Annotated in this window: 19 protein-coding genes; 6 read left to right on the top strand and 13 right to left on the bottom strand. The window is 72.7% G+C overall.

Annotated features, from left to right (window positions below; all coding sequences use genetic code 11):
- Positions 1 to 33: 33 nt before the first annotated feature.
- A complete protein-coding gene (locus tag BRM1_RS13360; protein WP_268526588.1) occupies positions 34 to 1122 on the bottom strand; it encodes a BMP family lipoprotein in 1089 nt (362 codons plus the stop codon).
- A 220-nt stretch (positions 1123 to 1342) separates the two neighbouring features.
- Between BRM1_RS13360 and BRM1_RS13355 the strand changes: the two genes are divergently transcribed.
- Positions 1343 to 1879 carry a MarR family winged helix-turn-helix transcriptional regulator gene (locus BRM1_RS13355; RefSeq protein ID WP_268526586.1) on the top strand — a complete coding sequence of 179 codons (537 nt, stop codon included), beginning with the start codon at positions 1343 to 1345 and terminating at the stop codon, positions 1877 to 1879.
- 333 nt (positions 1880 to 2212) lie between these two features.
- Positions 2213 to 3739, top strand: coding sequence for an N-acetylmuramoyl-L-alanine amidase (locus tag BRM1_RS13350; RefSeq protein ID WP_268526584.1), 1527 nt, complete (start codon positions 2213 to 2215; stop codon positions 3737 to 3739).
- An 83-nt stretch (positions 3740 to 3822) separates the two neighbouring features.
- Here the strand turns inward: BRM1_RS13350 and BRM1_RS13345 are convergent, their stop codons facing one another.
- Positions 3823 to 5676 (bottom strand): ABC-F family ATP-binding cassette domain-containing protein, encoded by a 1854-nt coding sequence (locus tag BRM1_RS13345; protein WP_268526582.1) that lies wholly within the window; start codon positions 5674 to 5676, stop codon positions 3823 to 3825.
- Between the two features lie 442 nt (positions 5677 to 6118).
- The gene (locus BRM1_RS13340) at positions 6119 to 6775 is read right to left on the bottom strand and encodes a potassium channel family protein (protein ID WP_268526580.1); all 657 of its coding nucleotides are present in this window, start codon (positions 6773 to 6775) and stop codon (positions 6119 to 6121) included.
- Positions 6776 to 7676: 901 nt separating this feature from the next.
- Here BRM1_RS13340 and BRM1_RS13335 point away from each other — a divergent pair.
- Complete coding sequence (locus BRM1_RS13335) at positions 7677 to 9965, top strand: HNH endonuclease (RefSeq protein ID WP_268526578.1); 2289 nt, start codon at positions 7677 to 7679, stop codon at positions 9963 to 9965.
- A gap of 159 nt (positions 9966 to 10124) precedes the next feature.
- Here BRM1_RS13335 and BRM1_RS13330 read toward each other — a convergent pair whose 3' ends face one another.
- The 6 genes from BRM1_RS13330 to rsmA form a co-directional block, all read right to left on the bottom strand.
- A complete protein-coding gene (locus tag BRM1_RS13330) occupies positions 10125 to 10619 on the bottom strand; it encodes a DUF6176 family protein (protein ID WP_268526576.1) in 495 nt (164 codons plus the stop codon).
- The gene (locus BRM1_RS13325) at positions 10612 to 11280 is read right to left on the bottom strand and encodes a DUF2087 domain-containing protein (protein WP_268526575.1); all 669 of its coding nucleotides are present in this window, start codon (positions 11278 to 11280) and stop codon (positions 10612 to 10614) included. Before BRM1_RS13325 ends, BRM1_RS13330 begins: the two co-directional genes overlap by 8 nt.
- Positions 11281 to 11531: 251 nt before the next feature.
- Positions 11532 to 11750 carry a DMT family transporter gene (locus tag BRM1_RS13320; protein ID WP_442864329.1) on the bottom strand — a complete coding sequence of 73 codons (219 nt, stop codon included), beginning with the start codon at positions 11748 to 11750 and terminating at the stop codon, positions 11532 to 11534.
- Positions 11751 to 12142: 392 nt separating this feature from the next.
- The gene (locus tag BRM1_RS13315; RefSeq protein ID WP_268526574.1) at positions 12143 to 12925 is read right to left on the bottom strand and encodes a DMT family transporter; all 783 of its coding nucleotides are present in this window, start codon (positions 12923 to 12925) and stop codon (positions 12143 to 12145) included.
- A gap of 22 nt (positions 12926 to 12947) precedes the next feature.
- Positions 12948 to 13967, bottom strand: coding sequence for a 4-(cytidine 5'-diphospho)-2-C-methyl-D-erythritol kinase (locus BRM1_RS13310; protein ID WP_268526572.1), 1020 nt, complete (start codon positions 13965 to 13967; stop codon positions 12948 to 12950).
- On the bottom strand, positions 13964 to 14908 hold the full coding sequence (gene rsmA, locus BRM1_RS13305; RefSeq protein ID WP_268526571.1) for a 16S rRNA (adenine(1518)-N(6)/adenine(1519)-N(6))-dimethyltransferase RsmA: 945 nt from the start codon (positions 14906 to 14908) through the stop codon (positions 13964 to 13966). Before rsmA ends, BRM1_RS13310 begins: the two co-directional genes overlap by 4 nt.
- Positions 14909 to 14962: 54 nt before the next feature.
- Between rsmA and BRM1_RS13300 the strand changes: the two genes are divergently transcribed.
- The 3 genes from BRM1_RS13300 (at position 14963) to BRM1_RS13290 (ending at position 18396) form a co-directional block, all read left to right on the top strand.
- The gene (locus tag BRM1_RS13300; protein ID WP_268526569.1) at positions 14963 to 16219 is read left to right on the top strand and encodes a class I SAM-dependent methyltransferase; all 1257 of its coding nucleotides are present in this window, start codon (positions 14963 to 14965) and stop codon (positions 16217 to 16219) included.
- Positions 16216 to 17178, top strand: coding sequence for a sulfurtransferase (locus BRM1_RS13295; protein ID WP_268526568.1), 963 nt, complete (start codon positions 16216 to 16218; stop codon positions 17176 to 17178). Before BRM1_RS13300 ends, BRM1_RS13295 begins: the two co-directional genes overlap by 4 nt.
- Positions 17179 to 17262: 84 nt before the next feature.
- On the top strand, positions 17263 to 18396 hold the full coding sequence (locus BRM1_RS13290; protein WP_160952135.1) for a glutamate--cysteine ligase: 1134 nt from the start codon (positions 17263 to 17265) through the stop codon (positions 18394 to 18396).
- 28 nt (positions 18397 to 18424) lie between these two features.
- Here BRM1_RS13290 and BRM1_RS13285 read toward each other — a convergent pair whose 3' ends face one another.
- Genes BRM1_RS13285 through BRM1_RS13270 form a run of 4 tightly spaced genes read right to left on the bottom strand, consistent with a single transcriptional unit; the run spans position 18425 to position 21146 of the window.
- Positions 18425 to 19000 carry an NUDIX domain-containing protein gene (locus BRM1_RS13285; RefSeq protein WP_160952134.1) on the bottom strand — a complete coding sequence of 192 codons (576 nt, stop codon included), beginning with the start codon at positions 18998 to 19000 and terminating at the stop codon, positions 18425 to 18427.
- Entirely contained in the window at positions 18987 to 20075 is a 1089-nt protein-coding gene (tsaD, locus tag BRM1_RS13280; RefSeq protein ID WP_160952133.1) for a tRNA (adenosine(37)-N6)-threonylcarbamoyltransferase complex transferase subunit TsaD, read from the bottom strand. The genes BRM1_RS13285 and tsaD overlap by 14 nt, the downstream gene beginning before the upstream one ends.
- Positions 20072 to 20641, bottom strand: coding sequence for a hypothetical protein (locus tag BRM1_RS13275; RefSeq protein ID WP_268526565.1), 570 nt, complete (start codon positions 20639 to 20641; stop codon positions 20072 to 20074). The genes tsaD and BRM1_RS13275 overlap by 4 nt, the downstream gene beginning before the upstream one ends.
- A gap of 22 nt (positions 20642 to 20663) precedes the next feature.
- Positions 20664 to 21146: a GNAT family N-acetyltransferase gene (locus BRM1_RS13270; RefSeq protein ID WP_202410726.1), complete on the bottom strand. Its 483-nt coding sequence runs from the start codon at positions 21144 to 21146 to the stop codon at positions 20664 to 20666.

The raw sequence follows: 21146 nt of genomic DNA, 5'->3' as shown, positions 1-21146 counted from the left end.
GCCGCCGGGGCGGCCATGGGCGCTTGGCTCAGATCACTTCGGGGAGGCCTTGGACTCCACCTTGAGCTTGCCGTCGATGATCTGCTGCTTGAGATCGTCGACGCTCTTCTTCACGTCGTCGGGCACATCGCCCTCGAGGTCGTGGTAGGGCGCGATGCCCACGCCGTCGTTGGACAGGTCGCCCACGTACGGCTCGGCGGAGAACTTGTCGTCCTTGGCCTCCTTGGCCGTGTCGTAGACGGAGTTCGCGATGCCCTTGACCACGGAGGTGAGGATGATGTCCTTGTAGTCGGGGGCGGACTCGTAGCCGTCGGAGTCGACCCAGATGAGCTTGGCGCCGTCCTTCTTCTTCACGGCGGCGGCCGCGCCCAGGCCCACGGGGCCGGCGACGGGCATGACGATGTCCGCGCCCTGGGAGAGGAACTGGTTGGCCAGCGTCTGGCCCTGGCTCTGGTTGTCGAAGTCGCCGGAGAAGGAGCCGGACTGCTTGTCCTTGTCCCAGCCGAGCAGCTTGACGTCCTTGCCCTTGTCCTGGTTGAACTTCTTCACGCCGTCGGCGAAGCCGTCCATGAAGATCGTCACGGAGGGGATGTTCATCCCGCCGAAGGTGGCGACCTTGTTCGACTTCGTCGTCCCGGCGGCGACGTAGCCGGCGAGGAACGCGGCCTGGGCCGTGTTGAACTCGATGGGCTTGGCGTTGTCGAGCTCGACCGTCTTGCCGTCCTTGTCCGTGAACGGGGAGTCGATGAGCGCGTAGTCGATGTCCTTGTTCTCCTGCGCGGACTTCGTCATGACGGGGGCCAGGTTGAAGCCCACGCCGTAGATGAGCTTGCAGCCCTGCTGGACCATCTGGTCGACGTTGGAGGTGAAGTCGGAGTCGTCCTTGGACTCCGCATCGGACTCCTGGAGGCCGAACTCCTTGACGGCCTTGTCGAAGCCCTCCTTGCCGGACTGGTTGAACGAGCGGTCATCCCAGCCGCCCGCATCGGAGACCATGCAGGCCTTGTAGTCGGACTTCTGCTCCGAGTCCTTCGATTCGGACGGGGCCTGGCCGCAGGCCGACAGGGCGAGCGCCGAGACGGCGACGACTGCGGTGAGCGGGGCGAGCTGCTTGCGCTTCACGTGACTATTCTCCCGGATGTGACGACGTTGGAACCGGCGCGGGCGCGGGGCCGAGGCACCGCGCGAGCGCGCGCAATCAGGCCGCACCGAGGCTGCCGTCATGGTTTACACAGGATAGACCGACTCGGGGCGCGCCGCGGACCCGGGCGTTACATGTAACACACCGATACCCAATTGCAATGCGGGCATCCGCTCAGCATCTGCCCGTACGATGTAGGGCATGTTGCCCGATTCACTGATCGAACTCTTCGAACTCTCCGGCGCCGATGACTTCCCGCGGGAGGGATCGCAGCGCCATGACCTCGCCGCCCTCGTCCATGCCTCGATGACCCAGGCTACGCTCATCCGCACGGCCAGCACCCGCTTCGCCCACGCCCATGACCTCAACCTCGTGGACTTCAACGTCCTGGGCGCCGTGGTCGCGGGCACCGGCAGCAATATCACCGTCACCCCCGGCTACATCAGCGAGCAGCTGGCGCTGTCCGCGTCGACGCTGACGTCGATCCTCGAGCGGCTCACGGACCGCGGCCTGCTCATGCGCGATCGCGACGAGTCGGACAAGCGCCGGATCGCGATCTACTACACGGAGGAGGCGGCCCACCTCATCCTGCGCTACTACCGCGAGGTCGGCCGCGCCTACGAGGAGTTCTTCGGCGGGCTCGACGCGGATGCGCTGGCGGCCGTCACGGAGACGGCCAAGGAGCTCAACCGCGCCAACGCGCGCGCCGGCGAGCTCGTCACCCGCGCGGAGTACTGAGCAGTACTGAGCCCTGAGCAGTCCTGAGCCCTGAGCAGTACCGAGCCCTGGCAGCAGTGCCGAGCCCTGGCAGCAGTACCGAGCCCTCAGACGCCGGGCCTCCCCGGTTCCGCCCCTGCCACCGAAGCCGCCGCCCCGTTCGGGGCGGCGGCTTCGCCGTGCCGCTGCCCCTGCAGCCCGGGCTCTCCCCCTCCCCCGTTGCACCGGGACCCGTCCTGACCAGGGCTGTTGGGCGTTTCACAAGGCGGACGCGGTTTGCGCCGGCGTGCGCCGGATGCGAATGTGGTGCATGTCACCCGACCGGACGGCGGCCCGCCCGCCGAGAGGAGCATCGTGGACACGCACAGCACACGGCCGCAGGACGGCGCCCCCGCGGGGCGCGCGGATGCGGGGAGCACCGGCACGCCGAACACCGGCGCAGGACAGGCAGCACCGGGGGCGGAGCGCCTCGCCCGCGGTCCGGAGGCGGCGACCGCCCCGGCGCGCGCGGCGGCGGGCCGGCCCACCCGGCGCACCCTCATCGCGGCGGGTGGCCTGGGCGCCGCGGGCGCACTGGCCTTCGCGGGTCCGGCGGCTGCCGAGCCGGAGTGGAACGTGCGCTCGGCACGGCCCGGTTCGGGCAACAGCCACGGGCACGGTCTGAAGAAGGGGCAGCGAGCCGATGCGCCGCGCAGCGTGCGCTCGAACGTCGTGCCCGCCGCCTATGAGCAGACCTCGGACGACCCCGCGGACTACGGCAGCTACGACCTCGCCGGCCGGCGCGCCAAGGACATCGACTACATCGTCATCCACGACACGGAGGCGGACTACGAGGGCACCCTGAAGATCTTCACGGACCCGAAGAACCAGACGTCGGCGCACTACGTGGTCGCCGGCAGCGGGCTCGTCACGCAGATGGTCGACGTCGCCGATGCCGCGTGGCACGCGGGCAACTGGCACTTCAACGGCCGCTCGATCGGCATCGAGATGGTCGGCCAGGCGGAGTCGAAGAAGGGCTTCACGCAGGCCCAGTACACCGCCGTCGGCCGCCTGGTGCGCTACCTGTGCAGGAAGTACGACATCCCCCTGGACCGCGAGCACATCGTGGGCCACGAGGAGGTGCCGGCGACCACGGTGGCCGGGGTGGCCAAGATGCACTGGGATCCGGGCCCGCTCTACAGCTTCGAGCGCCTCGTCGAACGGGCCGGCGGCCGCATCGCCGGCCACGGCGGGCGCCACGCGAAGACCGTCGTCGCGGCGCCGGACGACCGGTCGAACACGATCGACTTCCGCAATGCCGACGGCACCGCCCAGCTGGGCCGCCAGGGCGTCTTCGCGGTGTCGGTGCGCACCGCCCCGCGCGACGACGCGCCGCTGTTCGCGGACCCGGGCCTGCACCCGGACGGCAAGGGCCCGGCCGTGCCCGTCATCAACGACTGGGGCTCGAACCTCACGGGCGGGCAGACGTTCGCGGTCGCCGGCCGCGCCCACGGCTGGACGCAGATCCACTACGCGGGGACGACGGCGTGGATCAAGGACACGGATGCCGCGGGCCGGCGCGCGCTCGAGCCGGGCCGCGCGCCCCACGGGCTCGCGACGCCGCGCGGCAAGCGCGCGGTCAAGGTCTACGGGGCCGCCTATCCGGGCGCCGCGGCCTTCGAGCGGGCCGGCGTCGACGCGCCCAAGAACGAGGCGCTGCCGTACACGATCGAGCCGGGGGCGCGCTACGTGGTGGGCGGCCGCCTGCGCGGGTCGTACCAGGTGGCCGAGGACTACGGGAAGCCCGGCCGCTGGGTCCGCGACTCTACCGCGTGGGTCGAGGTGCGCATCGGCCACCGGGTGGGCTTCGTGCACGCCTCCGACGTGCGCATCGTGCGCTGAGCCGCCCCGGCCACCGCACGCCGCACCGCACGCCGCCGCCCCGGCTCAGCCCAGGCTGAGCCGGGGCGGCCGTGCGTCCGGGCTCAGTCCTCGAGGCGCTCGGAGAGATCGAGCCACTCGAGTTCGAGGTCGTCCTTCTCCGCGGCCAGCGCGCCGCGCTCCTGCGTGAGGGCGGCCAGGCCCGCGAAGTCGCTCTGGTCGTGGGCGGCCAGGCGCGCGTCGAGCTTCGCCAGCTCGTCTTCGGCGCGGTCGATGCGCCGCGCGATCGCCTTCGCCTCCTTGTCCAGCCGGCGCCGCTCGGCACTGGACAGGCCCGGCTCGCCGGCCCGCGCCTCGGCGGCGGAGGCCTGACCGGCGCTGGTACCGGTGCCGGGCACCGTACCGTCCCCCGCGCCCGAGGCGCGCCCGGGCCTGGCCGCGCCCGCGGCCTCCTGCGCCGCGGCCAGGCGCAGGTACTCGTCGACCCCGCCGGGCAGGTGGCGCAGCCGGTGGCCGAGGACCGCGTACTGGTCATCGGTGACGCGCTCGACGAAGTAGCGGTCGTGGGAGATGACGAGGAGGGTGCCGGGCCACGTGTCCAGCAGGTCCTCCATGGCGGCGAGCATGTCCGTGTCCATGTCGTTCGTGGGCTCGTCGAGGATGAGGACGTTCGGCTCGTCCAGGAGGACGAGGAGGAGCTGAAGGCGGCGCGCCTGGCCGCCGGAGAGGTCCTTCACGCGGCTCTGGAGGACGTCGCCCAGGCCCAGCCTCTCGAGCAGCTGCGTGGGCGTGAGCTGGCCGGCGGCGGTGGAGACCTCCGTGGCGCGGCGGGCCAGGAGCTCGCGGATGCGGTCCTCGGCGATGTCGGAGAGGTCGCGCAGCTGCTGGTCGAGGATGGCGGTGCGCACCGTCTTGCCGCGCTTGACGCGGCCCGCCGAGGGCTCGAGCCGGCCGGTGAGCAGGTTGATGAGCGTGGACTTCCCGGCGCCGTTGGCGCCCAGCAGGCCGATCCGGTCGCCGGGGCCCACGATCCAGTCGGTGGGCTCGATGACGGGCTGCGCGTCCGCGTACGCGGCGGCCGCGCCCACCAGCTCGAAGACGTCCTTGCCCAGCCGGCTCGTCGCCATGGACACGAGCTCCACGGTGTCGCGCACGGGCGGCTCCCCGCTGATGAGCGCGTTGGCCGCGTCGATGCGGAACTTGGGCTTCGAGGTGCGGGCGGGGGCGCCGCGGCGCAGCCAGGCGAGCTCCTTGCGCATGAGGTTCTGCCGCTTGGCCTCGACGGCCTGGGCCTGTCGGTCGCGCTCAACGCGCTGGAGGACGTAGGCCGCGTAACCGCCCTCGAACGCGTCGACGGCGGCGTCGTGGACCTCCCACGTCAGCGTGGAGACCTCGTCGAGGAACCACCGGTCGTGGGTGACGACGAGGAGGGCGCCCTGGCCGGCGGGCCAGCGGCGCTTGATGTGCTCGGCCAGCCAGCGCACCCCGGTCATGTCGAGGTGGTTCGTGGGCTCGTCGAGGGCGAGGATGCCCCAGTCGCCCGCCAGCAGGCGGGCCAGCGCGGTGCGGCGGCGCTGGCCGCCGGACAGGTCGCCGATGCGGGCATCCAGGTCGATGCCCGTGCCGGTGAGCAGCCCGGAGACGACGTCGCGGACGTGGGCGCGCGAGGCCCACTCGTGATCGGGCACGTCGCCCACGACCGCGCTGCGCACGGTGGAGTCCGCGGGCAGGTCGTCGGTCTGGCGGAGGTAGCCGATGGTCGTGCCGCCGCGCGCGGTCACGCGGCCCGCATCCGGCTCGATGTCGCCGGAGAGGATGCGCATGAGCGTGGACTTGCCGTCGCCGTTGCGGCCCACGATCCCGATCCGGTCGCCCGCGGAGACGCCCAGCGTGACGCCGTCCAAGACGGTGCGGTTCGGGTAGGACAGGCCGATCGATTCGGCGCCGAGCAGGTGCACGGGACTCCTTGCGGTGGTCGAGGGCGTGGGGTGGGTTGGGTGGACGTGGGTGGGGCGCTGGGGCCGGGGCTGGGGCCGGGGCTGGGTGGCGGCTGGTGGCTCCGCGGCTGGGTGCCTCGGGCTGGGGCGGCACTGGTATCTGACGGTGATGCTGAGTGGGGCTGCGGGTTGTGATTGCTGGTGGGGACTGCTGGTCGCGACTGCTGATGGGACTGCGGGCCGAGTACGGGCAGTGCCCACCCAGTGCCCGCCCAGTGTGCGAGAGCCGCCGGGGATGCCCCAGGGCGCGGGCGCGCGCCGGTCTTCCCGGTGCTACCAGCATAGTTCGCGGCTGCACAGCGGATCGCTGGCGGCTGGGAGTGGCGATGCGAACGGCGATGAGGTGAGACGGGGAAAGAGGGAAGAGACGGGGAACGCGCAGCCGCGCGATCGACCACGCGGTTCAGTCGCGGGGCTCGGTGCGATCGGCGTCGCCTCCAGGGCCGGCACCGGCATCGGCATCGGCATCAGCATTGGCATTGGCACGGTCTGCGACGGCCTGCGGCGGGGTCGTGCCGGACTCGGCGCGGAAGAAGCTCGAGCTGAGCATCTGGGTGACGATCGCGATGAACGCGACGTTGAAGGCCAGCTGAAGCGAGACGACGAGGCGGGCGAGCTGCCCGGAGGCGTGGATGTCGCCATAGCCGGTGGTGGCGAGCGTCGTCATGCAGAAGTAGAGGGCGTCGATGCGGGTGTGGATGCCGGAGACCTCGTCATCGGAGTAGATCGCCATAGCGTAGTAGGCCAGCGCAAACGCGATCGTGGTGATCTCGACGAGGATGAGCAGCTCGGGCACGCGCAGGCGCACCTCGCCCACGCGGCGGCGGTAGAACGCCTCGCGGATGATGATGAAGCCCACCCCCGTGATGCACACGGCGATGATGCTCAACCCGATCACCAGGCTGAGCAGGCTGCGCTCGGGGTGCATGGGGACCACGAAGTAGAAGACCACCATCGCGATGAGGAACCCCAGGTGAAAGGTCCAGTGGATGTTCCGCACGTGCAGGCGGGGGCGGGAGCTGTGCTGGCCGGCACGCGGCGGGCGGGCGGTGGGGCTCATGGGCCAATCCTGGCACGGAGCCGCGGACAGGAGCCGGGTCGAGTAGAGCCGGTGAGGGCCGCGTGGGTTGGTCCGGCGGTGCTGAGGGGCGGGCAGAGAGCGCAACACCGAGAGGTCGACGCCGGCTGGTGGCGTAGGTGGAGTTGATCGGTGGGAGGTGCGCCGGCCGGCGCGGAGCGGCTCTGGCCGAGGCGGGAGTTGCGTTGCTGGCAGCGTGGGCGGAGCCAGCGGTGTTGGGGCGGCCGCGGGCGTCCGCTCCAGGGCGCGGCGGTGCCGTCGGGTGGACGGTGGTGCCGTCGGGTGGACGGTGGTGACAGACCGGGCCTCCTCGCAGGGCAAATGTGTTGACGGGCTGGGGTCCCAGCGGGCCTGCCTTCCCGGCGGGGCACACCTGTTGACGGATCGGATTCCCGGCGGGCCGGCATCCTGCCGGAGTGGGCGGTGCCGGTGGGCGGCGCGTCGGCCGGTTCGGAGCGGCACCGGTCGAGGCGGTACTCGCGTTGTGGGCAGCGCGGGTGGGGCCGACGCTGCTGGGGGCTGCCGCGCCAGGGTGCGGCGGTGCAGTCGGGTGGTCGGTGGTGACAGGCCGGGCTTCCTCGCAGGGCAAATGCGGTAAAGGGCCGGGTTCCCAGCGGGCCGGCCTCCTGCCGGAGTGGGCGGTGCCGGTGGGTGAGGTCTGACGGTGCCGTGGGCCGACCACCCGCGCTTGGCGACGAACTATTTTCGAACAGTTTTTCCATATCGAGTGCTCCGAGTCCTTTTTGGAGTTCTCGTGTCAGTACCTCCCCCTACCCTGGAATCAGCAAAGGCGAACCGCAACACGGTACGAGGCACCGCTGCCGAGCGAACAGAATTCGCGGTACCCGGCTCGGCACCGGAGAGGCGAAGGGAGGTGAGCCCCATGGCACCACCGGCACGACGCATTCCCGGATCCAGTGCCCTCCGGGAGCCGCGCCCGCACCGTTACGATGCGGCCGTATTCGCCGGCATCCACGAGGCCACCGCCCTCGCGAGCCGACAGCGGCTGCGGCAGCTGCTCGGCGCCGGGATGACCGCCCTCGACGCCGCCCTCGCCCACGGGGACCTCGACCGCCTCGGCATAAGCTCGGGCATGCTGCTGCGCACTGATTCCGATCTCGACGCCGATGACCAGGCACGCTGCGACGCCTGCGGCGACTGTGTGCCACCCGACCCCGGCGTCTCGTCTTCCATGCCCGACCAGTTCCGTGCTCAAGCACCGCACGGCACCCAGGCTCTGCACAGTGCTCAAGCTCCCAACGGCGCTCAAGCCCCACGCAGAGCAGTCGCCCAGCCGGCGTCGTTCGACGGCATGGACTCCGCTACCGCGGCAGAAGCCACTGCCACCGTCGACAGTCAGTACAGCCTCGAGGCCTGCACCTGCACGGCGGGCACGCTCGCCACCGACGACCTCCCTGCCGCCGACGAAGCGCTCTTCAATCTCCCCACCGCAGAACCGCGAGGACAGACCGCACCCACCGATGAGGCGCTGCCAGATCCCATCCCCTGGGCCGACCAGGTGCCCTATGACTGCGAGCTCATCCCCGTCGCCCGCATCCGCGCACTGCTGAACGCCCACGTTCCGCACGCCGTTCCCTCGCACGTGTACGACGGCACTCAGCAGCGGCTGGGCATGACGATTGCCCACTGCCTCGACATCACCGAAACCCGAGCAACCGGTCTCATCGCCGATGCGCTCACCGCCATCCTCGGACTGCCCGAGCTGACCGACCAGGCCCGCCGGGGCATCATCGACACCCGCAAACTCGAAACCGCGGCCCACCTCGGCGGTGACCTCTCCCTTGCCCAACTCACCCACGTGGACGCCCACCTCGCGGCGCTGAGCCCCGCCATGCGCCTGGCCGACTTCCGCCGCCACGCGGCGCGCCTCATCGCGACCCTGAGCGGTCCCGCCGAGGCCGCCGAACAGGTGCATTCCCAGCGGCGGATCGAATACTGGGCGAACCGCGACGGCAGCGCCACCCTGTGCCTCATCGGCCCCGTTGCCGAGGTGGCGGCGCTGCACGAGCGCGTGCGGGCGGTTGCTCGCGCGGTGCGCCGCAGTGAACTGGGCGCCTTCGGCCAGCAGGCGCCCGCAGGCACTCAGGTGATCGATGAGCGCACCATCGGTCAGCTGTGCTTCGACATGCTCGCCTCGTACGCCCCGCAGGTCACCGTCCAGGCAGTCATCCCCACGCGGGATGATCTCACCGCTGACGGAGGTGTGGGGGCGAGCGCAGGCCGAAGCTCCGAAGGAGCGCCTGTCGCCGCCAGGGGTCCCGGGCAGGGCGCCACCTCCTCGTCGTCGCCGCCGACTGCGTGCTTCGCGCATCCCCACAGCTCTGCAACGTGCAACTCTGCGACGTCCGAAAACAGACGAACACCGAAGGCGCAGGGGCGAGGTGTGCCCGCACCGGCATCGGGCGGCGGCCCAGACTCAATCACCGGATCCCCACCGGCCAGGTGTGCGGTGGCCCATCCTGCACGAGCCCCCGTCGAGGCCTCCGCCTCCGGTCAGACCGTGGTCATCACTCTGACGTGCCCCACGAACGCGGAATGGCTGCGCCGCCAGGCCACCGTCGCACTCACCCTGCCGCTGCTGACCTACACCGGCGACTCCGACCTGCCCGGCGAACTGGCCGATGGCTCACCCGTTCCCGCCGACGCCGCCCGCCGCATCGCTGCTGGACAGTCCACCCTGCGCCGCATCCTCACCGATCCCGCGGACGGCCGCGTTCTCGACGCCCATGCCCGCTCCTACACGATCCCGGCAGCCCTGCGCGCGGTCGTGGAAGCGAAGTGGCAGCACTGCACCGCACCGGGCTGCACCCGTCGAGCCGATGCCTGCGAACTCGACCATCGCACCCCGTTCGACCATGCCGATCCTGCCGCCGGTGGGCGAACCGACTTCAGCAACCTCCATCCCCTGTGCAAGCGCCACCACCAGATGAAGACCGCGGGCATCCTCACCCCGGTGCGGACTTCGGAGGGCATGCTCACCTGGCAGCTCAACGGCGAACTCACCGCAAGGACCGCGGTGCCCGGCAACCCCATCAACTCCGCTCACGCCGAGCAGCTGCAGACCCTCATCGACTCCACCGACGGGCAGGCGCACTCTGCCGGGACTGCGTCCCCCACCGCGGACGCGCGCTCCGATCCACCGCCCTTCTAGAGCGAACGCTCGCGCTCGAGCGGACGCCCGCGATCGTCGCTGACCCATCACTCGGATGACCGGGAAGTCTCTCCCTCGAAGCGCCCAGCCACCGTGCGAGGGGGACCACGCAGCCGATGCCGGCCGCCCCGCCCGTGAGGATCATCGCCCTGAGAAGAGTCACTCCCCGCTGGGCGGCTGCCCTCTGTGTGAGGAGTCGGGAAGCGCACCGGTCGGAAGCAGGTCCGCGCCTGCAGCTGCGCACAGCGCATCCCTCACCTGCGGCGGGCAGAGGAACAACCGTGGTTCGAGCACCTCCCAACCGCGATGTTTGGTGCTGCGCGCCCAAGCCTCGTGGGCGGCGTCGATGCCCTTCGTGAGATCGAGGCCACGACTGCCGGCACCGCGCACCTGTAGGTGATACATCCAGCGCGACCCATCCGCCTCGGTGCTGATGAATGTCGCCTCGAAGGCCATGTGCTCGTCGGTGAGTGATTCGAGGCACTCGTCGTAGCGCGCGTGCAGCATCGCCATCCAGTCGTCGAACCGTGCCTCCGCTGCTTCGAGCAGCGGGGCGCGCCAGAGTTCCATCACCGTGCCGGTCGGCACCGACGGCGGCATCTCGGGCCCAGCATCCGGACCGCTCGCGGGGTGGAACGGGATGGTCTCACGCATGATGATGACCCCGCTCAACCAGATCGGGGCCCGGTGGGAACCGCACTGGTTTCGATGGTCGCGTTCTCGGCCCCGGCGCATGGTCATCCCGCGCACTGTTGCTCTGCGCATCGTCATCCTGTGCACCGGCAAGCGGCTGCGGCGGACCACCGGTGCTGTCCTCACCATCCTCCAGCGCACAGGACCGGGCGCTCCTCGCCTCAGCCCCGGCAAACCACTCGTCTTCGAGGGCGGCGGTCTCCTGTGACTCGCTGCCCCATCGCCTGGGGCGCTCCGCGCTCAACCAGTAGATGCTCTCCGCTCGGCACATGAAACCGTATTCGATGAGTTCGCGGCGCAAATAGGCGACGTCGCCGTGAGCGGAGCGCAGGAGCGCATTGACCTCGGTCTCCGAATAGCGCCGATCGCTCTCGAATCGGTGGAGCAGCTCGAGGAGGATCACCACGCGCTGCCGCCGCCTGGCTGGAATGGATCGAAGGGTTCCATCCAGGCGCAGGTCGCCGACGGCGAAGCTGCGCAGCGTCTTGTCCCGAAAGGCCTGCCCAAGTGCGAGCTGCTCGTCGCGTTCGGCCTGCAGCGCGCTGCGGGCCTGGGTGAAGTTCTCACCCGTGGCGCGCATCCGAGCGCGGATGCGGGCCTTGAAACCGGCGTGATGGGTCATGGCTGCTCCAACGCGGATCCGCGATTTCCACCCCAGCGGCGGATCCGGCTGTCTGCGTCATGGCGAGTGCGGTGCACGATGACAAGACCCGAGGATTCGCTCCCCTTCGCCCGATGCCACTCCGCGCTGGGGTGCGGAGGACCGAGCTGGGCGCTGAGCCGCGCCGGACTTCACACTACAGGAACCACGACCCGGACCCCAGATCCGCACAACCTGCGGGGCCTCGGCTTCCCGCGCACCTGCGGGCCGGTTCAGTGCCCGCCCGCCTCGATGAGCAGCACCCCGCCCATGACGAGGGCCAGGCCCAGGCCCATGAGCCACGTGAGCGACTCCTTGAAGAACACGGCGCTGAGCATCGCGGTCAGCGCAACCCCGGCGGCCGCCCACACCCCGTAGGCCACGGACAGCGGCATGCCCGCCGCCAGTGCAGCGGAGAGCAGCGAGAACGCGGCCACGTAGCCGACCGCCACGATCGCCCACCACAGCCACCGGCCAGGGCGCCGGCGTGCGCCCGGTACCGCAGCTCCACGGTGTGCCCCCGAGGCGCCATTCACCCCGGCCGTGGGATCCCCCGCGTCATCATCGAACACCTCGGCGACATCCTGGATCTCGGCCGCCACCACAGCGCGGGGCGTAACACCGCCAGCATCACGGGCTCCGTCAGCATCCCGAGCGCCACCAGGATGTCGGGTATCACCGGCGCCTCCTGCATCGCCAACACCCCCTGCACCCCGAGGGCCCCCTGCCCCGCCAGCAGCCCCCGGGCTGCCACCGGCGCCGGCATCGGCGCGCAGCGAGGCTGCCTTGAGCGACAGCGTGCCCGCCACCTCGCACAGCACGGCGAGCGCAATATAGAGCCAGCTCATGACCGCTCCTCCCCACGCAGCTCCGCGCACTCCTCGGCGCTGGCCGCGCCGGCCGCGCCGGCCGCGTCGGCCGCATCGGCGTCGCTGGTTGTATCAGCTACATCGGCCGCACCGGCTGCATCGACCTCATCGGCCGCGTTGCCCCCGGCCGTCACACCGGCCCCGCAGACCGCGCCGGTCGCGCCAGCAGCCGCCCCGCTGACCGAGCCGGTCGCGCCGCTCGGACCGGTCAGGCTGCTCCCGCCCGCGGTACCGCCACCACTCCGGCTGCTCCCCTCAGCTCCGCCGGCTCCGCCAGCGCCGCCCGCCGCCGACTGCCCGTCCCGGTGCTCCCTCGGACTGGCCTGGTGCCCACTTCGAGCGGCCCGGCGCACATTCGAATGCTCGCCCTGCACGCCCCGGTCCGAACCCCGTCCACCCCCGCGAGAACCTCGGCCACTCCCGCGCCCGCTCCGCCCGGCCCGGTGCTCTCCGGCCTGCACGACGAACACGCCCACTGCCACGCAGCCGATGCCCACCCACATGACGGGGGTGATGGGCTCGGCGAAGATGAGGGCCGAGGCGAACGCGGTGAGCGTTACCCCGCACGCGCTCCACGTCCCATACGCGGTGCCCAGCGGCAGCCCCCACCGCAGGCACAGCGACAGGCCCCCGAAGGCGCACAGATAGCCCACCACCACGACGGCGTAGAGCCCCGGCGCGTCGAGCGCGGCCTTGAGCGAGAGGGTGGCGGTGACCTCGGCGACGATCGCGCCGGCCACGCACAGCCAGGCACGCACCGTGCGCCCCGTGCGCCCGGCCTCAGGCACCCGCGGGCGCCCCGCCGCCCTCGATGACGTGCGCGCCTGCGGCCGGCGAGGTCACGCGGATGACGTGGCGGACATAGCGGCTGGCCTCGAGCATGACGGCCAGGTCGAGGGCGTGCGTGGAGTCGGCCACGAGGAAGCCCACGGTGGGCCCGGAGCCGGAGACGAGCGCGGCCAGCGCGCCGGCCTGCAGCCCGGTGTCGATGACCCCGCGGATGTCCGGCAGCAGGTCGAGCGCCGCGGGCGCCAGGTCGTTGTGCACGGCACCGGCCAACCGCTCCGGGTCCCCCGAGGCGACGGCCTCGAGCACGGGAGCGGGATCGAGCGTGCCGGGCCCTGCCTGCCCCGCCGCGCGCATCTCGTCGAGGCGCGCATAGACGAGCGGGGTCGACAACGACGCGGTCGAGGTCGCGAGCACCCAGTGGAACCGCCCGCTGTTCATGACGGGGCTGAGCACGTCCCCGCGCCCCGTGCCCAGCGCAGTCCCGCCGCGCAGCAGGAACGGCACGTCCGCGCCCAGCTCCACGGCGATCCGGTGGAGCAGCTCCAGCTCAGCGGCGCCGATGAGCTCGGCATAGGCGACCAGCGCGGCCGCCGCGTCCGCGGACCCGCCGCCCATCCCGCCGGCCACGGGCACGCTCTTGTCGATGGCCACCTCGACCGGCACCCACAGCCCGGTCTCCTGCGCCAGCCGCTCGACGGCCCGCACGGCAAGGTTCGCTCCGTCGAGCGGCACGGGGATCGCAGCCCCGGCATCCACCTCGGCGGCGGTGGGGGCGAAGCGCCCGATCACGGAGACGGAGGTGCAGGCGCTGATGTGCTCGGCGCCGTCGGCGGGCACCTGGGTGAGCGTGACGTCCTCGGCCGCGCCCACCGTCTGGAACACGGAGACGAGCGAGTGGTAGCCGTCGTCCATCGCCTCGCCCACCCCCAGCAGCAGGTTGAGCTTCCCGTAGGCCCGCGCCCGCACGGTCCGCGGCGCCAGCGGCAGCGGCTCCACGTTGGACTCTGTCATCGCGCCGCCTCCCCGCTGACCTCTACCTCCGCCGCCGAGGCGCGCCGGCCCCGCGCGCCGGGCTCGCCCGGGCCCACGCCCAGGCTGCGGGCGGCCCGCGCGATCGCGCAGTAGCCGTCGATGTCGATGACCTCGCCCCGGGCCCGCGGGTCGATGCCCGCCGCCTCGAGCACGCGGCCGGCGGCCTCCGCGCCCCCGGCCCAGCCGGCGAGCGCGGCGCGCAGCGTCTTGCGGCGCTGGGCGAACGCGGCGTCGACGACCGCGAAGACCTCGGCGCGACCCACCCCCGCGGTCTCCTCCAGGGGGACTGCCCGCCGCCGGATCCGCACGAGGCCCGACCCCACATTGGGCGCGGGCCAGAAGACGTTCCTGCCGATGTCCGAGCCGCGCGCCACGGTGCCGTACCACTGCGCCTTGACGCTGGGCACCCCGTAGGTGCGGGAGCCGGGCTGGGCTGCCAGCCGGTCGGCCACCTCGGCCTGCACCATGACGAGGACGGTTTCGATGCCGGGGAACGCGGCGAGGAAGTGCAGCAGGACGGGCACCGCGACGTTGTAGGGCAGGTTCGCCACGAGCGCGCGCGGGCTCAGCGGCAGCGCGTCCACGCGCATGGCATCGGCATTGACCAGCTCGAATACGGCTCCCGCCTGCTCCGAGCCCCCGTGCAGTTCGGCGATGGTGCGCGGCAGGCGCCCGGCGAGCAGCGGGTCGATCTCGACGGCCACGACCGGGTGGCCGGCCTCGAGCAGGCCCAGCGTGAGCGAGCCCAGCCCCGGCCCCACCTCGGCGACGGGAGCACCGGGCGGCAGCTGCGCCTCGGCGACGATCATGCGCACGGTGTTGGGATCGATGACGAAGTTCTGCCCCCGCTGCTTCGTGGGGCGCAGGTCCAGCTCGGCGGCGAGTGCGCGCACGGAGCGGGCGGTCAGCAGGGTCGTCACGCTCCCCACACTAGACGACGCCGGGGCCCGACACGCCCCGCTAGGCTTGCCCCCATGGACGCTGTGACCCTGTCGAAGCTCTTCGACCCCGCCGTCTACGGCCTCCTCGAGACCGTCGATGCCGCGCCCGGCGCCGAGCTCGCCACCGCCGCGCGCCTGCGCGCCGACGGCGTGGAGCCCGACGTCGCCGCGGCGCTGCTCACCCAGGCCCGCCTGCGCCGGGAAGCCGAGGCGAAGTTCGGCCCGTTCGCCGCGGACATGCTCTTCACCCGCGATGGGCTGGCCCAGGCCACCCGCCTGCCGGTCGCCGCCCACCACGCCGGGCGCATGCTCGCCGCGGACGCGGGCACGATCGCGGACCTGGGCTGCGGGATCGGCGCCGACGCCATGGCGTTCGCCGGCCTGGGCGCGAACCTCATCGCGCTCGACGCCGACGAGGTGACCGCCGGCATCGCCGCGTTCAACCTGCGCAGCTTCGACACCGCGACGGTGGAGCACGGCCGCGCGGAGGACTTCGACCTCGCCCGGGCCGGCGCCCTGTGGCTGGACCCCGCGCGCCGCGCCGGCACCACGGCCTCCGGAACCGCTCGCCGACTGTCCGACCCCGAGGCGTTCTCCCCGCCCCTGACCTGGGCCTTCTCGGCCGCCCGGGAGGTCGACGCGGTGGGCATCAAGCTGGGCCCCGCACTCGACCACGCGCTCATCCCGGAGGGCTGGGAGGCCCAGTGGGTCTCCCACGACGGCGACGTCGTCGAGGTCGCGCTCTACGCCGGCGCCGCCCTGCGCCGGCCCGGGCGCAGCGCGCTCGTCATGGGCTCGGGCGGGGCCGCCGAGGTCCACGAGTCCGACCTGCCCGCAGGCGACGAGGAGGGCATCGGCACCGTGGGCGAGTACCTCTTCGAACCCGACGGTGCGATCGTGCGCGCGGGCCTCATCACCGCCCTGTGCGCCCCACTGGGCGCCCACCGCATCTCCGCGCCCATCGCCTACCTCACCGGCGACCGGCCCGCCAGCGGGGTCGCGGCCAGGCTCGTGCGCCAGTGGCGCATCGCCGAGGTGCTGCCGGCCGGGCTCAAGCCCCTGCGCCGCGCGCTCGTGGAACGGGGCATCGGGCGCGTCGTCATCAAGAAGCGCGGGGCGGACATCGACCCCGCGCAGGTCCGCCGCCGCCTCAAGCTGCCCGCCGGCCGCCCCGCCACCCTCGTCTTCACCCGCATCGGCGAGGACCACGTCGTGCTGCTCGCCGAGGAACTTGCCGACGCCCCCGGCGCTGAGCCGGCGCCCCCACGAGACTCAGGAGAGAGCACATGACCGCAGCGCCTCACACGTCCTCCCCACTCCTCGCGCCGGCGGAGCTCGCCGCGCTGCTCGAATCCCCCGCCCCGCCCATCGTGCTCGACGTGCGCTGGAGCCTCGCCCAGCCCGACGGGCGCGCGGACTGGGCGGCGGGCCACATCCCGGGCGCGGCCTACGTGAGCATGGACGACGACCTCGCCTCCCCCGACCATGCTGATCCCACGCGCGGGCGCCACCCGCTGCCCGATCCGGCCGACCTCGAGGCCGCCATGCGCCGCTGGGGCATCGACGACGACTCCGCCGTCGTCGTCTACGACGACAACCGCGCACTCGGTGCCGCCCGGGCCTGGTGGCTGCTGCGCTGGGCGGGGCTGTCCCATGTGCGGGTGCTCGACGGCGGACTGCGCGCCTGGCGAGCAGGCGGCCACCCGCTGGAGACGGCCGCCTCCGCCGCCCCGGGGGCCACAGACCGGAGCGAGACCCCAGCCCGTCGGCCGGGCTCGTTCACCATCCGCCCGGGTGCGCTGCCCACCCTCACCGCCGATGCGGCCGCCGAGCTGGCGCGCACCGGCGTCCTCCTCGACGCCCGGGCCGGCGAGCGCTACCGCGGGGAGACCGAGCCGCTCGATGCGCGCGCCGGGCACATCCCCGGCGCGCTCAACCGCCCGGCCACGGACAACACCGCCGAGGACACCCACGCCCTGCTGCGCCCGGAGCGGCTGCGCGCGGACTTCGCGCGCCTCGGCGCCGTGCCCGCAGCCCCCGCGGAACCCGCAGGCCCAGCGGATCAGGCTGGCCCAGCTGACCCCCAGGCCACCGCGCCGCGGGTGGGCGTCTACTGCGGCTCCGGTGTCACGGCGTGTCACAACGCGCTGGCGCTTGCGGTGCTCGGTGAGACCGCCGCGCTCTACCCCGCCAGCTGGTCCGGCTGGAGCGCCGACCCGGACCGCCCCGCGGCAACCGGCCCGCAGTAGCCCAGGCCAGCGCGCCCGTCTCCACTGCGCCCGCCACCTGGGCGGTCGCGGCAGGGCAACCTGGCGCGCACGTAGGATGGCGCAATGGTCACCTTCGCTCAGTCACCCCGTTCGACGCTCGGCGTCGAATGGGAGCTCGCCCTCGTCGACGCCCAGACCCTCGACCTCGTGCCCCGCGCGGGCGAGGTGCTCGACCGGCTCGCCGAGAGCCCGCGGGCCAAGAGCGCCGTCGTGGGCGAGATGCTGACGAACACCGTCGAGGTGGTCTCCGGGGTCCACACCCGCGTCGCGGACGCCGTGGGCGACCTCGACGAGACGATCGCGGAGCTGTCCGGCGTCCTCGGCGCCCAGGGCCTGCGCGCCATGAGCGCCGGCACGCACCCGTTCGCCAAGTGGCAGAACCAGGAGGTCACGGACAAGGAGCGCTACGCGGAGCTCATCAACCGCACGCAGTGGTGGGGCCGGCACATGCTCATCTTCGGCGTCCACACGCACGTGGGCATCGACTCGCGGGAGAAGGTGCTGCCCATCCTCAACTCCCTGCTGCGCTACGTCCCGCACCTGCAGGCGGTCAGCGCCTCCTCGCCCTTCTGGTCGGCCACGGACACCCACTACGCGTCGAACCGGGCCATGATGTTCCAGCAGCTGCCCACGGCCGGCCTGCCGTTCCAGTTCTCGAACTGGTCGGAGTATGAGAAGTACGTCTCCGATATGCGCCACACGGGCGTCATCGACGAGATCAACGAGATCCGCTGGGACATCCGCCCCTCCCCCGGCTGGGGCACGATCGAGGTGCGGGTGTGCGATGGCCTGCCCACCTCCGCCGAGGTCGCCGCGGTCACCGCGTTCGTCCAGTGCGTCGTCGACGACCTCTCCGAGCGCCTGGACCACGGCGAGACGCTGCCGACGATGCCCAACTGGTTCCACGTGGAGAACAAGTGGCGCGCCGCGCGCTACGGCATGGACGCGATCATCATCGAGAACGCCGCCGCCGAGGAGCGCCTCGTCACCGAGGTCATCGCCGACGAGGTGGCCCGCCTGGCCCCCGTCGCGCAGCGCCTGGGCTGCGAGGCCGAGCTCGCGGCGATGGACGACTTCGCCTCGATCGGCGCGAGCTACCAGCGCCAGCGCGCGCGGTTCGCGCAGACCGAGTCGCTCACCGAGGTCGCGCGGCTGCTCGTCGACGAGTTCTCCGCAGGCCGCCCGCTGGGCGGCTGAGCGCCCTCGGCCGGGCCCGCCGTGCGGCTCAGCCGCGCTCGAGCACGGCGCGCAGCGCGGGCCACGCGGCGGCGAAGCCGGGGTGGAGCTCGTAGTCCTCGACCCGGTCGAGCGGCACCCAGGCGAGCTCGAGGCTCTCGGCGTCGCTGATGGACTCCTCGAGTCGGCCGCGCGTGCGCGCGATGACCGTCGTGTAGCTCCACCCGTCCTTGTCGACGACGTGGGTGTCGAGGATGTCGATGTCCGCCTCCGCTGCGGGCACGCCGGCCTCCTCGCGGGATTCGCGCAGGGCGCCCTGCTCGGCCGTCTCGTCCGGGTCCTTCGCACCGCCGGGGATGCCCCACGTGCCGCCGTGGGCCGACCACTCGACGCGGTGCTGGAGCAGCACGCCGCGCTCGGGGTCGTGGAGCAGCAGCCCGGCCGCGCCGTACAGGCCCCAGAACTTCCCCTGGGGGGTCTCGATCCAGCCGTCGCCCGGGCGGCGGCGCTTCTTCAGCTCCTCCGCCGAGGGGCGGGCCGGCCGGCCGGCGCCGGCTCGGTGGGCGCCGTGAGCGCGGTCATCGGGTGCGGGGCCATCGGGTGCGGGGTCATCAGACACGCACATCACTCGCTTCCAGGGAGGAGGTCACGCCGAAGCCGGGGTCCGAGGGCGGCAGGCCGCGGCGCACGACCTCCGCCCCCAGCGCGGCGATCATGGCGCCGTTGTCCGTGCACAGGGAAAGCGGCGGGACCCGCAGCGCCACCCCGGCGGCGGCGCAGGCCTGGCCCAGTGTCTCGCGCAGCCGCGCGTTCGCGGCCACGCCGCCGCCCAGGAGCACCCGGTCGATGCCGGTGTCCTCGACGGCGAGCATCGTCTTGGCGACGAGCACGTCCACGACGGCCTGCTCGAAGCTCGCGGCCACATCGGCCTGCCGGGTGCGCCCGCCGTCGGCCGTCGTGAACCGCAGCGCCGCGGTCTTGAGCCCGGAGAAGGAGAATGCGTAGCGCCGCTCCGGCCGGCGCAGGTCCTTGCCGGTCATGAGCCCGCGGGGAAACGACACGGCGTGGGGGTCCCCGGGCCGGCCCTCGGGGTCGAAGGCGCCCGCGGCGGCCTTCGAGATGTTCGGACCGCCGGGGTAGTCGAGGCCGAGCAGGCGGGCGGTCTTGTCGAACGCCTCGCCGGCGGCGTCGTCGATCGTCGAGCCCAGCAGCTCGATCCCGTCGACGATGTCGTCGATGCGCAGGATCTCCGTGTGCCCGCCGGAGACCAGCAGGGCGATCGTGGGCAGCTCGAGGCCCGGAGCGTCCGGGGCCACGAGGTCGACCGCGACGTGGGCCGCCAGGTGGTTGAGCCCGTAGAGCTGCTTCCCGGTCGCGGCGGCGAGGCCCTTCGCGGCGCTCACGCCCACGAGCAGGGCCCCGGACAGGCCGGGTCCCGCGGTGACGGCGATCGCATCGAGGTCGTCCAGGCCCACCCCGGCGGTCGCGAGCGCCTCGCGGATCGCCGGGCCGATCGCCTGCACGTGGGCGCGGCTGGCGACCTCGGGGACCACGCCGCCGTAGCGCACGTGCTCGTCCATCGACGTCGCCACGGTGTTGGCGAGCAGCTGCGTGCCGCGCACGATCCCCACGCCGGTCTCATCGCAGGAGGACTCGATGCCGAGCACGAGCGGGCCGGCCGCGGCCCCGCCCGGGCTCATAGGAACGCCTCCTGCTGCCAGCCCTCGTCCGGGCCGGCCTCCGCCTCGTCCTCGGGCAGGCCGTCGGCGGCCAGCCGGGCGTAGCGGGCGTAGAGCTCGCCCTCGGAGATGTCCGCGCGGGGCTGGCCGAGGGCGTCGCAGAGCATGCGCAGGTGCGTCTCCCACACGGGGCCCACCTGCGCGATCGCGTCCGCGGCATCGTGGACGGAGGGGAACGTGTGGGCCAGCGCGATCCGCGTCTCGGCCGGCCCGCCGGGCTGCGGGTCGGCAACCGGGGTGAGCGTGAGGCCCAGGCGGCCCAGGCGGGCGGTGTCGAAGAGGACGTGGGAGTCCGGCTCGCAGGCGAGGATGTGGGCGACCAGCACCTCGTCGTCGAGCTCGAGCTCGACCGTGTCCTCATCGGCCCGGCGCCAGGGGGCGAACCAGCGCGCGCAGCGCTGCGGATCGGCGACGTAGGACCAGATGCGCTGCGGGTCGGTGTCCACCCGGGTGTCGATGACGAGGTCGGTGCCGTGCTCCCAGCCGGTGACGGTCGCATTGACGGGGGCGGAATCGGCGTACGGCATGGCCTCAGCGTACCAACGGGCCTCAGCGGGCCTCCGCTCCCCGGGACCGGGCGGGCAGCAGGGCGCGCATGAGGACGGCATCGGCGCCGCGGTAGTAGCCGGGCCGGGTGCCCACGGGCTCGAAGCCGCGCGCCGCGTAGAGGGCGAGCGCCGCCGCGTTGTCCGCGCGGACCTCCAGGTGGACGGCGCTGCAGCCGAGCTCCCCGGCGCGCGCGAGCAGCGCGTCGAGCAGCGCCCCGCCCAGCCCCCGGCCCTGCAGCGCGGGCTCCACGCCGATCGTGAGGATGTCCGCCTGGGGACCGGAGACGAAGAGGCCGGCGAATCCGGCGATGCCGCCGCCCCCGCTGTCCGCCTTGGGGCTGGGCTCCGCATTGTCTGCGCGGTCGACGAGGAATTCGGCGCCGGGGGTGGCGAGCTGGGACCAGTAGAACTCCTCGGTCCACGCATCGGGGCCGAAGGCGCGCGCGTCCACGGCGGCCACCGGTGCGATGTCGAACCACCGCAT

Origin of the sequence: Brevibacterium sp. BRM-1 (assembly GCF_026802075.1) — a bacterium.
GTDB lineage: Bacteria > Actinomycetota > Actinomycetes > Actinomycetales > Brevibacteriaceae > Brevibacterium > Brevibacterium rongguiense.
Note: the sequence above shows the minus strand (reverse complement) of the source record. Positions and strands in the feature narration are given on the sequence as shown.

Excerpts from the sequence above, each read along its gene's own strand:
- BRM1_RS13355 (WP_268526586.1), top strand. The coding sequence starts at position 1,343 with ATGTTGCCCGATTCACTGATCGAACTCTTCGAACTCTCCGGCGCCGAT.
- BRM1_RS13340 (WP_268526580.1), bottom strand. The coding sequence starts at position 6,775 with ATGAGCCCCACCGCCCGCCCGCCGCGTGCCGGCCAGCACAGCTCCCGC.
- BRM1_RS13335 (WP_268526578.1), top strand. The coding sequence starts at position 7,677 with ATGGCACCACCGGCACGACGCATTCCCGGATCCAGTGCCCTCCGGGAG.
- BRM1_RS13330 (WP_268526576.1), bottom strand. The coding sequence starts at position 10,619 with ATGCGTGAGACCATCCCGTTCCACCCCGCGAGCGGTCCGGATGCTGGG.
- BRM1_RS13325 (WP_268526575.1), bottom strand. The coding sequence starts at position 11,280 with ATGACCCATCACGCCGGTTTCAAGGCCCGCATCCGCGCTCGGATGCGC.
- BRM1_RS13310 (WP_268526572.1), bottom strand. The coding sequence starts at position 13,967 with ATGACAGAGTCCAACGTGGAGCCGCTGCCGCTGGCGCCGCGGACCGTG.
- BRM1_RS13300 (WP_268526569.1), top strand. The coding sequence starts at position 14,963 with ATGGACGCTGTGACCCTGTCGAAGCTCTTCGACCCCGCCGTCTACGGC.
- BRM1_RS13295 (WP_268526568.1), top strand. The coding sequence starts at position 16,216 with ATGACCGCAGCGCCTCACACGTCCTCCCCACTCCTCGCGCCGGCGGAG.
- BRM1_RS13290 (WP_160952135.1), top strand. The coding sequence starts at position 17,263 with ATGGTCACCTTCGCTCAGTCACCCCGTTCGACGCTCGGCGTCGAATGG.
- BRM1_RS13285 (WP_160952134.1), bottom strand. The coding sequence starts at position 19,000 with ATGTGCGTGTCTGATGACCCCGCACCCGATGGCCCCGCACCCGATGAC.
- tsaD (WP_160952133.1), bottom strand. The coding sequence starts at position 20,075 with ATGAGCCCGGGCGGGGCCGCGGCCGGCCCGCTCGTGCTCGGCATCGAG.
- BRM1_RS13275 (WP_268526565.1), bottom strand. The coding sequence starts at position 20,641 with ATGCCGTACGCCGATTCCGCCCCCGTCAATGCGACCGTCACCGGCTGG.
- BRM1_RS13270 (WP_202410726.1), bottom strand. The coding sequence starts at position 21,146 with ATGCGGTGGTTCGACATCGCACCGGTGGCCGCCGTGGACGCGCGCGCC.